At 65.9% G+C, this 14,446-nt stretch carries 8 protein-coding genes; 4 read left to right on the top strand and 4 right to left on the bottom strand.

Annotation, left to right across the window (positions count from 1 at the left end; all coding sequences use genetic code 11):
* Positions 1–72 precede the first annotated feature (72 nt).
* Together MRBLMU1_RS24555 and MRBLMU1_RS24550 are read right to left on the bottom strand one after the other, a co-directional pair.
* Entirely contained in the window at positions 73–4,236 is a 4,164-nt protein-coding gene (locus tag MRBLMU1_RS24555; RefSeq protein WP_363507139.1) for a DEAD/DEAH box helicase, read from the bottom strand.
* Between the two features lie 7 nt (positions 4,237–4,243).
* Positions 4,244–6,217 carry a S9 family peptidase gene (locus tag MRBLMU1_RS24550; protein ID WP_363507137.1) on the bottom strand — a complete coding sequence of 658 codons (1,974 nt, stop codon included), beginning with the start codon at positions 6,215–6,217 and terminating at the stop codon, positions 4,244–4,246.
* Between the two features lie 141 nt (positions 6,218–6,358).
* On the opposite strand from MRBLMU1_RS24550, the gene hemE reads away from it, so the two are divergent.
* Together hemE and MRBLMU1_RS24540 are read left to right on the top strand one after the other, a co-directional pair.
* On the top strand, positions 6,359–7,441 hold the full coding sequence (gene hemE, locus MRBLMU1_RS24545) for a uroporphyrinogen decarboxylase (protein ID WP_363507134.1): 1,083 nt from the start codon (positions 6,359–6,361) through the stop codon (positions 7,439–7,441).
* 744 nt (positions 7,442–8,185) lie between these two features.
* Positions 8,186–10,219, top strand: a complete 2,034-nt coding sequence (locus tag MRBLMU1_RS24540; RefSeq protein ID WP_363507131.1) for a primosomal protein N' — start codon at positions 8,186–8,188, stop codon at positions 10,217–10,219.
* 15 nt (positions 10,220–10,234) lie between these two features.
* Here MRBLMU1_RS24540 and MRBLMU1_RS24535 read toward each other — a convergent pair whose 3' ends face one another.
* Entirely contained in the window at positions 10,235–11,128 is an 894-nt protein-coding gene (locus MRBLMU1_RS24535) for an ArgP/LysG family DNA-binding transcriptional regulator (protein ID WP_363507128.1), read from the bottom strand.
* A gap of 88 nt (positions 11,129–11,216) precedes the next feature.
* On the opposite strand from MRBLMU1_RS24535, the gene MRBLMU1_RS24530 reads away from it, so the two are divergent.
* Complete coding sequence (locus MRBLMU1_RS24530) at positions 11,217–12,659, top strand: dihydrolipoyl dehydrogenase (RefSeq protein WP_363507125.1); 1,443 nt, start codon at positions 11,217–11,219, stop codon at positions 12,657–12,659.
* 91 nt (positions 12,660–12,750) lie between these two features.
* Positions 12,751–13,887, top strand: a complete 1,137-nt coding sequence (locus MRBLMU1_RS24525; protein ID WP_363507122.1) for an HD-GYP domain-containing protein — start codon at positions 12,751–12,753, stop codon at positions 13,885–13,887.
* Between the two features lies 1 nt (position 13,888).
* Here the strand turns inward: MRBLMU1_RS24525 and MRBLMU1_RS24520 are convergent, their stop codons facing one another.
* Complete coding sequence (locus tag MRBLMU1_RS24520) at positions 13,889–14,371, bottom strand: AtaL-like protein (RefSeq protein ID WP_315216117.1); 483 nt, start codon at positions 14,369–14,371, stop codon at positions 13,889–13,891.
* Positions 14,372–14,446 lie beyond the last annotated feature (75 nt).

Here is a 14,446-nt window from a genome sequence, read left to right as displayed (position 1 = left end):
CAAGTCGAAGCGTTGGAGATTATCACTAATCGGCCCGCTTGAGAGCGTTCGATACAAGACAAAACACGTCGACTACTTTTTCAACCCTTCCTGCAGCATGCCGAGCATCTCGCCGGCCGACATGCGGCCCGACACGTCGCTGCCCTCGAGCAGGCTGTCGGCCAGGTCGCGCTTGTGCTGGTGCAGATCGACGATGCCTTCCTCGATCGTGTGGCGCGCCACCAGGCGGTAGATGGTCACCGGGCGCAGCTGGCCCATGCGGTGGGCGCGGTCCGATGCCTGGTCCTCCACCGCCGGGTTCCACCACGGGTCCATGTGGATCACGTAGTCGGCGGCGGTCAGGTTGATGCCGACCCCGCCCGCCTTCAGGCTGATCAGGAAGACGTCGCCGACGCCGGCCTGGAAGGCGTCCACGCGCTTCTTGCGGTCGGCCATCGAGGTCGAGCCGTCGAGGTATTGGTAGCTGATGTCGTTGGCGTCCAGGTGCGCGCGGATCAAGGACAGATGGTCGACGAACTGGCTGAACACCAGCACCTTGTGGCGGTTCTCCAGCAACCCCTCGAGCAGGTGCGCGAACGCGGCCAGCTTGCTGCTGGCCAGCCCCAGCTCCGGCGCGATCAGGTTCGGATTGCAGCAGGCGCGCCGCAGCCGCATGATCTCGGCCAGGATCTGGATCGACTTCTTCTCGGCCGGGCCTTCGACGGCGGCCAGGTTTTCCAGCGCCGTGCGTCGCAGCGATTCGTACAGCGCCGTCTCCTCTTTCGACAGGTCGACCTCCAAGGTGATCTCGGTGCGCGACGGCAGTTCGGTCAGCACCTGCGCCTTGGTCCGGCGCAGCATGAACGGCTGGATCAGGCGCCGCAGGCGGTTGCGCGCGCCCAGTTCGGCGCGGTGGTCCTGCGGCTTCTCGATCGGCGCCGCGAAGCGCAGGTTGAACTGCTCGATGCTGCCCAGCAGGCCAGGATTGATGAAGCGGAACAGGTTCCACAACTCGCCCAGATGGTTTTCCAGCGGCGTGCCGGTGGCGATCATGCGGAAGTCGCCCTTGAGCGCCATGACGGCCTGCGAGCGCTTGGTGGCGCCGTTCTTGATCGCCTGCGCCTCGTCGAGCACGATGGTGTTCCACTGCACGCCGGCGAACAACGCCGACTCCAGCTGCAGCAGGCCGTAGCTGGCCACCACCACATCGTAGGGCCGCAGGGTGGACATGGTCTCGGCGCGGTCGCCCGCGCCGAACAGCTTGACGTTGAGCGTCGGCGCGAAGCGCGCCGCCTCGCCGATCCAGTTCATGCAGACGGAGGTCGGCGCGATCACCAGCGTCGGCCCTTGCGGCGCGCGCGACAGGATCAGCGCGATCGCCTGCAAGGTTTTACCGAGGCCCATATCGTCGGCCAGGCAGGCGCCCACGCCCCAATGGGCGAGGCGCGACAGCCAGTTGAAGCCCTCCAGCTGGTAGTCGCGCAATTCGGCCTGCAAGGTGCTCGGCAGATGCGGCTCGAACGCGGCCTGAGACGCCATGCGCTGCATGTGCTCCTTCCACAGCTTGTCCGCCTTCAGGCCGCCGACGTCGTCGGCCAGCTCCTCCAGCGCGAACGCGGCCAGCGGATGCAGGCGCACGCCGTCGGCGGTCGGTTCGCCGTAGGCGGACACCTCGCGCAGGCGGCGGTGCAGCTCCTCGGTCAGCGCCAGGTAGCGGTTCTCGCCCAGTTCGACGAAGCGGCTCTGGTTCTTTTGCATCAGCTCCAGCAGGGTGCGCAGGTCCATCACCTTGTCTTCGTCGATCTGCACCTCGCCGCTGGCCGCGAACCAGTCCTTGTTGCTCTTGATGGACAGGCGCACCTGCTTGGTCTCGACCTTGGCGGTGACGCGGAATTTCTCGCCCTCCGGCCAGGCCAGCACGATGCTGCCCGCCTTCAGTTCCTGCAGCTCGACCAGCAATTGCAGGCACAGCGCCGGCTGCCCGAGCAGCCATTCGCCGTGATCCTGCTCGGCCGATTCCAGCACCGGACATTTGGCGATCAGCTCACGTTCGGCGTCGCGTTCGTCGATCAGATGGCGGCGCGCCTGCACCGGCTTGCCGCCGACATCGGCGATCACGCTGTCGGCGCCGGCGCCGGGCGCGTAGTAGGCGCCGTTGGCCAGCGGGCGCACCAGGATCTGCATCTTCAGGCCGTGCTGGTACGGCAGCAGGTGCACGTGCAGGCGCGTGTCGGCTTCCACCTGCTGCATGTCCGGCGCCGCGCCGCCGATCTCCGACTGCACCGTCACCAGCGACGAGATGGAGCTGATCGCGTGCAGCACCTGTTGCTCGGCGTGCGCCGGCACGGTCAGGCTGTCGCCGACGATGGCGGCGATGCGGCGGTGCTCGTCGAGGATGTTGACCACGCGCAGGCGGGTCGGCGTCTCCTTGCTGACGATGACGAAGGAATTGTCGTCCGGGATGCGCGGCTGCAGGCGGATCTCCAGGTTGCCCGGGCTTTTCTTGATCAGCAGTTCCGGCTCGCCGGCCAGCATCTCCACGCGCGTGTCGGGCGCGTCGGCCCAGAACAGCAGCGGGTGGCCGATCAGCGCCGAGGCGGCGCGCTGCGGATCGATCTCGTAGGCCAGCCCGCTGGACTGGTAGCTGCGGTGCGCCACCGAGATCGCCTCCGACACGCGCACGTCCTGCGGCGTCAGGAAGTCGAATTGCTCCGGCTCGAAGCGCAGCCGCTTCAGGCCCACGGCGCGGCCTTTGCTCCACAAGCCCCGCGCGTCGCGTTTTTGCTCGACCGGGGCGACGTCGGTCAGGCCGTGGCGGTTGTCGTAGGTGAGTTGCCAGACCAGCCGCGTGGCGCCGGCCGCTTCCGCCGTTGCGGGCTGCTGAAGATTGATCAGGGCCGACAACTGCCGCTGCCAGGCCTCCTGCCGCTCGAACCATACCGCCATGTCCGGGATGCCGAGGCGGGTGCGCAGCGCGTTCGCGTGGCGCTGCTGGTCGACGTCGCCAAGGTGGCCGAGCAGCGCGGCCGCTTGCGCCGCGATGAACAGGTAGCCGGCGCGTTCGGCGTTTTCGAACAGCTCCTGCAACTGCAAGCGGCGCTCGCCCAGCTGTGGCAACGACAGCCAGAAATACAGCAGGCACTGGAACATCTGCGTCTGCACGGCGGTGTCCCACGGCAGCGCGGAGACGACGTCGGTTTGCATGGTGCCGGCGCGGATCTGGCGCAGCATGTCGATCTGCTGGTGGATGGCGGCGTCGTAGTTTGGCGGCATGCGCACCGCGATCTCGAGGTAGGCGTCCGCCGCTTTTTGATGTTTGGGGTCCTCGCTGCGCAGCAGCGACAGCAGATACAGATAGGCGCCGATGCCGGCGAACAGGTGTTTGCGCTTGCCGGTTTCGCGGCGCAGCAGCTTGAGCGCCGCCTCGTAGCCGACCAAGGCCGCGCCGGTGGCGCCGCGCAGCAGCACGATGGTACTGGCCAGGAACTGGCTTTGCGGGCCGGCCGTGCGTTCCAGATAGCGCTTGGCGTCGTCCAGGCGCCCGCACAGGATGGCGTCCTCCGCCAGCGCCAGGCGCAGTTCTGGACTGATGTCGTCCTTGGCCGCCTGGCGGCGTTGCAGGTGCTGTTCGCAGAACTCGCGGATCACCGGCACGGTGGGCAGTTCACGTTTGGCGTTTTCCAGCAGCACCGCCAGCACGTCGTCCTGCAGCAGCGGATGCACGCGCGCCAGCATGCCCGGCTCGAACGGGCGGCCGAAGATGTCGACGATGGGGTGCAGCTGCGCCGCCTCGTAGCTGCCAAGGCAGAAGGCCAGGATCGGCTGGATCTGTTGTGGCGCCTGGCCGCGCAAAAGGCCCATGCGCAGGCGCGCCATGCCGGCGCGGTAGCTGCGCGGCTCGACGCTGTTCCAGGTCTGGCGCATCGGCACCAGCTCGTCGTAGGCCTCGCACAGGTCGTCCAGCGCATGGGTGCCGATCGAGGCGCGCATGGCGGGCCAGCGCAGCTTGGGGTTGCAGACGAAGCCGCGCCCCGTGACGACGCTGATGAAGGCCAGCCGCTCCAGTTTGCGCATCGATTCGTCCAAGGTGCCGACGTTGTAGCGGTGGCCGTCCTGGTCCTCGATGCGCGCCTTGTCCAGATGATCGAGGATGGCGGTGCGCCCGACCGGCTCGCCGATCAGGGCGAGCAGCGCCAGTATCATTTTTTCGTTGAATTCAAGCGCGTCGAATTCGGCAAGCAGCTTCGGGTCGGCCATGCGTGGATCAGTCTTTCAGGTTGTCGATGTGGACTGGCGCCGAGGCCGAGGGGTCGTGCAGACCGAAGATGCGCTGATAGAAGTACAGCTCCGCCTCCAGGGTGCGGACGATGTTCTCGCCCTTGCGGAAGCCGTGGCCCTCGCCCTCCAGCGGCACATAGGCCACCGGCACGCCGCGCTTCTTGAGCGCGTCGACCATCATTTCCGATTGCTGCGGCGGCACGACCTTGTCGTCCAGGCCCTGGAAGAAGATCATCGGGCGCGCCAGCTTGTCGGTGTGGTTGATCGGCGAACGCTCCTGGTACAGCGCTTGCGCCTGCGGCTGCGGCGCGATCAGGTAGGCGGTGTAGCGCGATTCGAATTTGTGCGAGTCGTCGTCCAGCCCTTGCAGGTCGGAGACGCCATAGTAGCTGGCGCCGACCTTGAAGACATCGTGGAACGTCAGCGCGCACAGGGTGGTCAGGCCGCCGGCGCTGCCGCCACGGATGATCAGGCGGTCGTTGTCGGCCAGGCCGCGTTCGACCAGCGCCCGGGCGCCGGCCACGCAGTCCTCGACATCGACGATGCCCCACTGGCCCTTGAGCAGGTCGCGGTAGGCGCGGCCGAAACCGGTGCTGCCGCCGTAGTTCACATCCAGCACGCCGAAGCCCCGGCTGGTCCAGTATTGGGTCGCCAGCTTGAGCGTGTTGACGGTCATGCCGGTCGGGCCGCCGTGGCTGATGACGATCACCGGCGGCTTGCTGCCTTCGGGCGCCCGCACGTCGCGGTTGCGCGGCGCGTAGAAAAACGCGTGCGAGGTGCGGCCGTTGGCGCTCGGGTAGCTGATGTTGGCGGGGATGGACAGGTTGTCCTCGTCGGGCAGGTCGGCGATCGACTGCGCCAGGATCTCCACGCCTTCCTCGGTGAAGTCGATGCGCGCCAGCTCCAGCGGGATCGACGGGCCGCCTGCCAGCATGGCGATGTAGCCGGGCGCCACGCGCAGTTCGCGGATTTCCTCGTACGGGTTGGCGATCGCTTCGAGCTTGCCGCTGGCCGGCAGCAGGCGCGCCAGCCGGCTCACGCCCTTGTCGATATAGGTGCAGATGATTTCGGATGCCGAGCGGAAGCCGTACATCGAGTTGCCGAAGGTCCAGTGCGGCGAACCGAATTCCGCTTCCATCGGGCACAGGGCCTCGACGCTTTGACGGTCCGCGCCCAGGCGGTACAGGTTCCACCAGCCGCTGCGGTCGGAGACGAAATGCAGCAGCCCATTCGGCGACCATTCCGGCTGGCAGATCGATTCCTCGGCGCCGCCGGCCACGCGCGCGGGCGTCGCCAGCGTGCCGTCGTCCTGGAATTCGGCCAGCCACAGCGTGGTGCCTTCCCACGGCATGCGCGGGTGGTCCCAGGTCAGCCATGCCAGCGCGCGGCCGTCCGGCGACAGCCGTGGCGACGAATAGAAGTCGGCGCCCTGCGCCAATACCGTTTCGGCGCCGTCGCCGATGCCGATCGCGCAAATGGTGTTGGACGGTTCGCCGTGGCCATCCTCGCCGTGCAGTTCGCGCACGCCGATCAGGCGTCCGCGCGCGCGGTCGACCACGAAATCGGCGAAGCGCTGCTTGCCGGCCGCCGTCAGCGGCACCGGCGTGGGCTGCGAGTCGCCATCGGCGGCGAAATCCAGCCGGTGGAGGCGGTTATCGGCGAAGTGGGAAAAGTACACCGTCCCGCCGTCGACCGCGTAGGCGCCGCCGCCGTATTCGTGCACCCGGCTGCGCACGTTGAACGGCGCCGGCGTCAGCTCGTCGGTGGCGGCGCCGTGGTGGCGCAGCAGCGTGTTGCGGCCCGCCTCGGCGGCGCGCCCGGCCAGCCAGAAGATATCGCCGCCGTCGGCGCCGCCCAGCATCAGCGACGACATCGGCGTGGCGCCTGCCGCCACGCGCGCGGCGCTGATGGTCGATGGCCAAGTGCCGTATTCGGCGATGGTCGATGCTTCGGATGTCATGGCGGCTCCAGGGGCTTGGGTTGGGCTAAAGGGCGGGGTGCTAGGATGATAGAGAAAGGGCGCGCAATCTTCCAGCGTCCGCGAAAAAAAATTGGCGCGGAGTGCGATAATAGCCCTTTCCCCGCTTTTTGATTGCCTTTCATGCCACAATTTGCTCCGCTTCAGAATGACACCTTCTTGCGTGCGTTGCTGCGCCAGCCGACCGAACACACCCCGGTGTGGCTGATGCGCCAGGCGGGGCGCTACCTGCCGGAATACCGCGCCACGCGCCAAAAAGCGGGCTCGTTCATGGGCCTGGCCACCAATCCCGATTACGCCACCGAAGTCACCTTGCAGCCGCTGGACCGCTTTCCGCTGGACGCGGCCATCCTGTTCTCCGACATCCTGACGGTGCCCGACGCGATGGGCCTGGGCCTGTATTTCGTCGAGGGCGAGGGCCCCAAGTTCGAGCGCCCGCTCAAAACCGAGGCCGACGTGCTGGCGCTGCGCGCACCGGAACTGGGATCGCTGGACTATGTATTCAAGGCAGTCACGCAGATCCGCACGGAGTTGAACGGCCGCGTGCCGCTGATCGGCTTTTCCGGCAGCCCGTGGACGCTGGCCTGCTACATGGTCGAAGGCCAGGGCTCGCGCGAGTTCCACACCATCAAAAAGATGCTGTACAACCGTCCGGACCTGATGCACCACATCCTGGCCATCAACGCCAAGGCGGTGGCCGAGTATCTGAACGCCCAGATCGACGCCGGCGCCCAAGCGGTGATGATCTTCGACTCGTGGGGCGGCGCGCTGGCCGACGGCGCCTACCAGGCGTTTTCGCTCGATTACATGCGCCAGGTGGTGGCGCTGCTCAAACGGGATAAGGACGGCGTCAAGATTCCGGCCATCGTCTTCACCAAGGGCGGCGGGCAATGGATCGAACAGATCGCCGACATCGGCGCCGACGCGGTCGGCCTGGACTGGACCGTGAACCTGGCGCAGGCGCGCAAGCTGGTGGGCCACAAGGTCGGTTTGCAGGGCAATCTGGACCCGGCGATCCTGTTCGCCAGCCCCGAGCAGATCCGCGCCGAAGTGCACAAGGTGCTGGACGCCTTCGGCAAGCCGGAAAACGGCCATGGACACGTATTTAATTTGGGCCACGGCATTTCCCAATTCACGCCGCCGGAGAATGTGGCGGCCATGGTGGACGCTGTTCACGCCTACAGCAAGGCCCAGCGCGCGTCTTGATCTACCGCAAACCCGTGGGGCACGTTCCGGTGGGGCGTGCCCCATTTTCATTGGTGCGCAGAGGAAAGCAAACCGACTTATGCACAATTTTTTTTGGTGCAAGAATAACAGGCAGCACTATTTTCCTCCCCGGGGAGATTGATCTAAATCGTTGATTTATAAGGATAATTTTTTGGTTGCTGGATGAGGGTATGTACTGGTTGTAAACCCATAAGTCGGGCTTCCATGAGTTTATTTCTTCATTGTCCACAAAGTTATCCACAAAAACTGTGGATAAAAAATAAAAGTACTTAGTAAACCGTGACTTAGCCATAATGTTGTTGTTTTGCATGAGGTTTATGTTGCGTTGCACGATTTTTAGGCAAAGTGGCTGCCTTGATAACGAAGTTATGAGCGCGCAAACCATTCGGACGCGGGCTGTATAAAATTTGTCGTTATCGGCCGAACGTTGTACTTTCTGGTGGCCATTAAAAAGCCCCGGAAAGTGTTGGAAAACGTTAAAAATTAATCCGAAATACTTCACTTATGCACAGCTGCGGAGAAAAAAGCGGTTTTCTCCGCCTCCTAGGAGGGTTTTTTCAAGTGATTGATTTTAAAGGAAAATAAATTCGAATATTTGCCCGCTTCGGGCAGCTACCAACTGTTAAGTGATTGGTTTCCGGAGATTAAGATTCTCTTGTCCACAAAGTTATCCACAAAAACTGTGGATACTTCCGCAGCACCGAATTTCATGTGATTGGAACTATGCAGGGCCTCTTTCACCATTGCATTCTTCAGGTGGCGCTCGATACGCCGCTGAATGCCATTTTCGACTACCGCTGGTATTGCGATGCGGCGGAGCAGCCGCAAGTCGGCCAGCTGGCGTTCGTCCCGTTCGGCCCGCGCGAGGTCATGGGGCTGATCGTCGGCGTCGCCGCCGAGACCGATGTGCCGGCCGGGAAGTTGAAGGATGCGCTGGCGATCCGCAGCCAGCTGGCGCCGCTGTCGGCGCAATGGCTGGCGCTGGCCGGCTTCGCCGCCGACTACTATCAGCGTCCGCTGGGCGAGGTGGCCTTGCCCGGATTGCCCAAGAACCTGCGCGCGCCCACTCCGCTGACCCTCGACAAGGCGCTGAAAAAGCTGGCCAAGCTCGACGCGCCGCACGACGGCACGCCGCTCAACATGCCGGTGCTCAACCCCTCGCAGCAGGAGGCGGCGGACGCCATCGGCGGCGCGGTCGGCTTCACGCCCACCCTGCTGTACGGCGTGACCGGCAGCGGCAAGACCGAGGTGTACCTGCAGGCGTGCGCGCAGGTGCTGGCGCGCGACGTGGACGCGCAGATCCTGATCCTGGTGCCCGAGATTAACCTCACGCCCCAGCTGGAAGGCAATATCCGTGCACGCTTCCCCGGCGTGATGCTGGCGACCCTGCACAGCAGCCTGTCGGAGGGGGAGCGCATGCTGCACTGGCTGGCCGCGCACCAGGGCAGGGCGCGCATCGTGCTCGGCACCCGGCTGGCGATCCTGGCCTCGCTGCCGAACCTGAAGCTGATCGTCATCGACGAGGAGCACGACCCGTCGTACAAGCAGCAGGAAGGCTTGCGCTATTCGGCGCGCGACCTTGCCGTGTGGCGCGCCTGGCAGCTGGCGATTCCGATCGTGCTCGGCTCGGCCACGCCGTCGCTCGAGAGCTGGCACCACGCGCAGTCGGGCCGCTACCGCAAGCTGGAACTACGCGAGCGGGCCGTCAAGAACGCGGTGCTGCCGCAAGTGAAGCTGATCGACATGGAGCGCGACAAGCCGAAGGACGGCCTGACCTCCGGCCTGATCGCCGCCATCAAGCAGCGCATGGAGCGCGGCGAGCAATCGCTGTTGTTCCTCAACCGCCGCGGCTACGCGCCGGTGATCTGCTGCGAATCGTGCGGCTGGATCAGCGAATGCACGCGCTGCACCTCGTTCATGGTGCTGCACCGTCCCGAGCACCGGCTGCGCTGCCACCACTGCAGCCTGGAGCTGCGCATTCCGCGCCACTGCCCGACCTGCGGCAACGTCGACCTGCAACCGCTGGGACGCGGCACCCAGCGCGTCGAGGAGGGCTTGCAGGCGCTGTTCCCGGAGGCGCGGGTGCTGCGCATCGACGCCGACTCGACCCGCAAGAAGGGCAGCGCGCAGGAGGCCTTCGACACCGTCCACCGGGGCGAGGTCGATATCCTGATCGGCACCCAGATGGTCGCCAAGGGGCACGACTTCAAGAAGCTCACGCTGGTCGGCATCCTCAATCCGGACACCGCGCTGTTCTCGCAGGATTACCGCGCCAGCGAGCGGCTGTTCGCGCAGCTGATGCAGGTGGCGGGCCGCGCCGGCCGCGCCGGGCGGACCGAGGGCGGCAGCGTCAGCGAGGTGCTGATCCAGACCCGCTATCCGCAGCATCCGCTGTATGGCGCGGTGGTGCACCACGATTACGACCACTTCGCGTCGGCGCTGCTGGAGGAGCGCGAGCAGGCCGCGCTGCCGCCCTACCTGTTCCAGGCGCTGTTGCGGGCCGAGGCGCCCGAGCTGGCGACGGCCATCGAATTCCTCACCATCGCGCGCGATTGCGTCGAGCATCCCGGCATCACCATCAACGACCCGATCCCGATGAGCATGACCCGCGTGCACAATGTCGACCGCGCGCAGTTGCTGGTCGAATCGGCGTCGCGGCCCATGCTGCAGGCATTTTTAAAGGAGTGGTTGTGGACCTTGCGCGAGATGAAAAGCCGCGTGAAATGGTCGCTGGAAGTCGATCCGCTCGATATCTGACGGCTATTGCCGCGGTTACTGCAGCAAAAACCGGCGCGCCGTGGCGATGATTTGTTCGCTGAGCGCGCGCGTGAACGGCGTATCGAGGTTCCACGCGTGCCAGTTCAGCGCCACGTCCACGTGCTTGCCCGGCGCCAGATCGACCAGCCGCCCGTCCTCCAACGGCCGGGCCGCCTGCGATAGCGGCATCAGCCCGTAGGCCAGGCCGCCGTGGATGCACTCGGCGCTGGCCGGCGACAGCGGCACCGTGTGGTGCGGATACGGGCCGTCCAGGTCGAGCACCTCGCGCAGGAAGCCGGCCATCATGTCGCGGTCGCACACCACCGCCGGCGCCAGCCGCGCCGCCTCGGCCGAGAAGCCGTCGCCGAACCAGTGGCCGGCGAACGCCGGCGCGGCCACGCAGACGTGGCGCAGCTTGCCCAGCGGCGTCACCTCCGGGCCGTTGGCCGGGTGTTCGCCGTGCGGCTGGGCGGCGGCGACGCTGCCGAATACGCTACCCTCCCGCACCAGATGCAGGGCCATGTCGCGCGTCGCCTGCTGGATGTTGAGTTGACAACGCGGCGGCGACAGCAGCGGTTGCAAGCTCAGCGGGAACCACGTGGCCAGGCTGGCCGCGTCCACCGCCAGGGAAATCTCCGGCATGCTAATCTTGTTGCCGAGATCGATATCGAGCGCGGCCTCCATCAATTTGACGCTGCGGTGGTGCGACACCAGCCGTTGGCCAAGCCCGGTCGGCACGGCCGGCTGGCCGCGCACGATCAGCAGGCGGCCGGAGGCGTCCTCGAGCGCCTTGATGCGCTGCGAGACGGCCGATTGGCTGATGCCCAGCGCGGTAGCGGCCTTTTCAAAGCTGCCATGGCTGGCGACGGCGTCGAGCACGGCAAGCGCGCGATAGTCTAGTGGAGCCATAAGTGTTACTTATAAAATTGAAATACAATAAGTAATACTAATGCTCTTTTGCTCCAAAGTAAAATTAGAAAACCAATCGGAACCGCCCATGAAGACTATCAAAACAGAAGTTGCGGTGATCGGCGCCGGCACCGCCGGCATGACGGCCTACCGCGCCGCGACCACCGGTGGCAAGAAGGCGCTGCTGATCGAGAGCGGCCCCTACGGCACCACCTGCGCCCGGGTCGGCTGCATGCCCAGCAAGCTGCTGATCGCGGCCGCCGAGGCGGCGCACGCGGCGAAGGCGGCGCCGGCCTTCGGCGTCCACCCGGGGCCGGTGCGCATCGACGGCAAGGCTGTCATGGCGCGCGTGCGCGCCGAACGCGACCGCTTTGTCGGCTTCGTCGTCGAAGCCGTCGACGGCTATCCGGCCGCCGACAAGCTCCACGGCCACGCCCGCTTCGTCGGGGAAAACAAGCTGCAGGTCAGCGACCACACGGTGGTCGAGGCCGAGCGCTTCGTCATCGCCACCGGTTCGACCCCCATCGTGCCGGAGGAGTGGGCCGCCGCCGGGCCGCGCGTCATCAACAGCGACGCTGTGTTCTATTGGGACGATCTGCCGGAATCGATCGCCATCGCCGGCACCGGCATCATCGGGCTGGAGCTGGGGCAGGCGCTGCACCGGCTGGGCGTGCGCGTGACCATTTTCGCCCGCGCCGACAGCATCGCCCAGCTGAGCGACCCGGACGTGCTGGCGGTGGCCCGCCGCGCCCTCAGCGCCGAGCTGGACATCCGCTATGAAACCAAGGTAACCAATGTCGAGCTCGACGGCGAGCAACTGGTCGTCACCAGCACCCGGCTCGACGGCGAGCAGCGCACCGAGCGCTTCAGCCACCTGCTGTCGGCGGTGGGCCGGCGCCCGAACGTGCACGAGCTGGGTCTGGAACACACCGGCCTCAAGCGCGATCACCACGGCATCCCGCTGTACGACAAGTACACCATGCAATGCCAGGAGAGCCCGATCTTCATCGCCGGCGACGCCGACAACGAGCGGCCGCAACTGCCGGAGGCGGCCGACCAGGGCCGCATCGCCGGCGACAACGCCGCGCGCTATCCGGACGTCAAGCCGGGCCTGCGCCGCACGCCGCTGACGATCGCCTTCACCGAGCCGCAGATCGCCACGGCCGGCGCCAGCCACGAGGAATTGTGCACCTCGCACAAGGGCCGCTTCGCGGTCGGCAAGGTGTCGTTCGAGAACCAGGGCCGCAGCCGCGTAATGCTGCAAAACAAGGGCATGTTGCGCGTCTACGGGGAGTTCCGCAGCGGCCGCTTCCTCGGCGCCGAGATGATCGGTCCGCGCGCCGAGCACATCGGCCATCTGCTGTCATGGGCCGCGCAGGCCGGGCTCAGCGTGGCCGCCATGCTGGACATGCCGTTTTACCATCCGGTGGTGGAGGAGGGCGTGCGCACCGCGCTGCGCGACCTGGCGCACCAGCTGGCGAACGAACCCAAGCACGACGATCCCTGCGTTGACTGCACCCCCGCGCCATGATCCTTGATTGTCACACAACGATACAAAAAAAGTCACACATTTCCAGCGGGAAGCCTTATGCTGCGATATCGATAGTTCCGATAGTTGTTTGATGAAGATACGTAAGGTCACGGCGGCGGATTTGAAGCTGGGGATGCTGATTCCGTGGAATGTATATAGCGACACCGGAGCGTTGCTGGTACGTAAGGGACACATGATCGCCAGCGCCAACCAGATCGCCTATCTGATCGAGCGCGGCAGTTTTGAAGACTATAGCGACCAAGGCCCGGAATCGACCGGGCCGGAGTCCGTGCTGCGCAAGCTCAACGGCGCGTGCCTGGAACTACAGGGGCTGCAACAGGCCATCGTCCGGCGCGCGGCGCCGCCCGGCCTGCGCCGAAAGCTCGAAGAGATCGCGACCCTGGTGGGCGACGCGATCTCGCTGAATGTCGATATCGCCACCGCCAGCATCCTGCACAACCAGCGGCAGGCGCCGTATCCGGTGCGCCACTGCATCGACACCGCCATCGTCGCGCAGGTGCTCGCCCGGGCTCGCGAGCGCTCGCCGGACGACATCATGGCGGCCACCCTGGCCGCGCTGACGATGAACCTGGGCATGCTGGAGCACCACCAGCGCTGGCATGACGGCGCCGTGGTGTTCGACGCGGCCGAGCGCGCCCGCATGCTGGCCCACCCGGAGCTGAGCGCACAATTGCTGGGCGAGGCGGGCGTCACCGACCCGGTCTGGCTCGATTGCGTGCTGCACCACCATGAAAACGAGGACGGCACCGGCTATCCCTACGGCAAGGCCGGGGCGCAAATCCCGCCGCTGGCCAAGCTGGTGACGCTGGCCGACCGCTATTGCGCCCGCGTGTCGGAGCGCGGCTACCGCCCGCCGATGGCGGCCAACGCGGCGCTGCGCGAGATCCTGCTGGAAGCCAAGACCACTCTGCACACCAACCTGGCGTCGCTGCTGATACGCGAGCTGGGCATCTATCCCATCGGCAGTTATGTACGTCTGATCAACGGCGAGGTGGCGGTCGTGTCGCGGCGGGGGCTGCAATCGACGACCCCGCATGTGGAGTCGGTGCTCGGCCCGCGCGGGGCGCCGCTGGAGGTGTTTCTCGAGCGCGACACGCGCGTGCCGCTGCACGCGATCCGCGAGGTGCTGACCAATGCCCAGGTGGCCGCGCTGAACGCGCCGCCGCTGCGCATGGAACAGGTATGGGGCCGCGCGGCGGCCCTCTAGGTCAGTTCAGCGTGGCGCCGAGCCGTCCCTGCGAGGCGAGGTCGCGCAGCACGCGGATCATGTCGATATCGGACTCCTGGTAGGCCGATTTGCGGAACTCGTCGTACATGGCGTTGGCGGCGTCGGTGGCCGCGTCGTGGTCGTCCTGGTACTGGAAGCGCACGTACAAGGTGTCGGCGGTCGGGGTTTCGATGGTCACCGTCAGGCTCTGGCGGCTGATGTCCTGCTGCGGCGCCACCTCGTAGCGCAGCTGGCGCATCGGTTCGAGCACCACGCGGTCCTCGACCACCAGTTCGCCGAAGCGGCGGCGGCGGCGGAAGCCGTTGTCGGTGCGCTCGTCGACGATGCAATCGTCCAGGTGCGGCACGAACAACTTCGGCGACTCGGCGCTCAGCACCAGGCCGGCCCACAGTTGCTCGACGGTCAGGGCGTCGATCAAAGGGTTCAGCGGGTCGTTTATCTCAATTAAATGTTCGAATTTCATAGTTCAACCGTGTAAAAGCGGGCGCGTGTGCGCTCCAGGCCAACATGGTAACGCAAATGTCATCAAGGCTACGCG

Origin of the sequence: Burkholderia sp. LMU1-1-1.1 (assembly GCF_040675865.1) — a bacterium.
GTDB lineage: Bacteria > Pseudomonadota > Gammaproteobacteria > Burkholderiales > Burkholderiaceae_D > Rugamonas.
The sequence above is the reverse complement of the archived record's forward strand: the minus strand, read 5'-3'. Positions and strand labels throughout refer to the sequence as shown.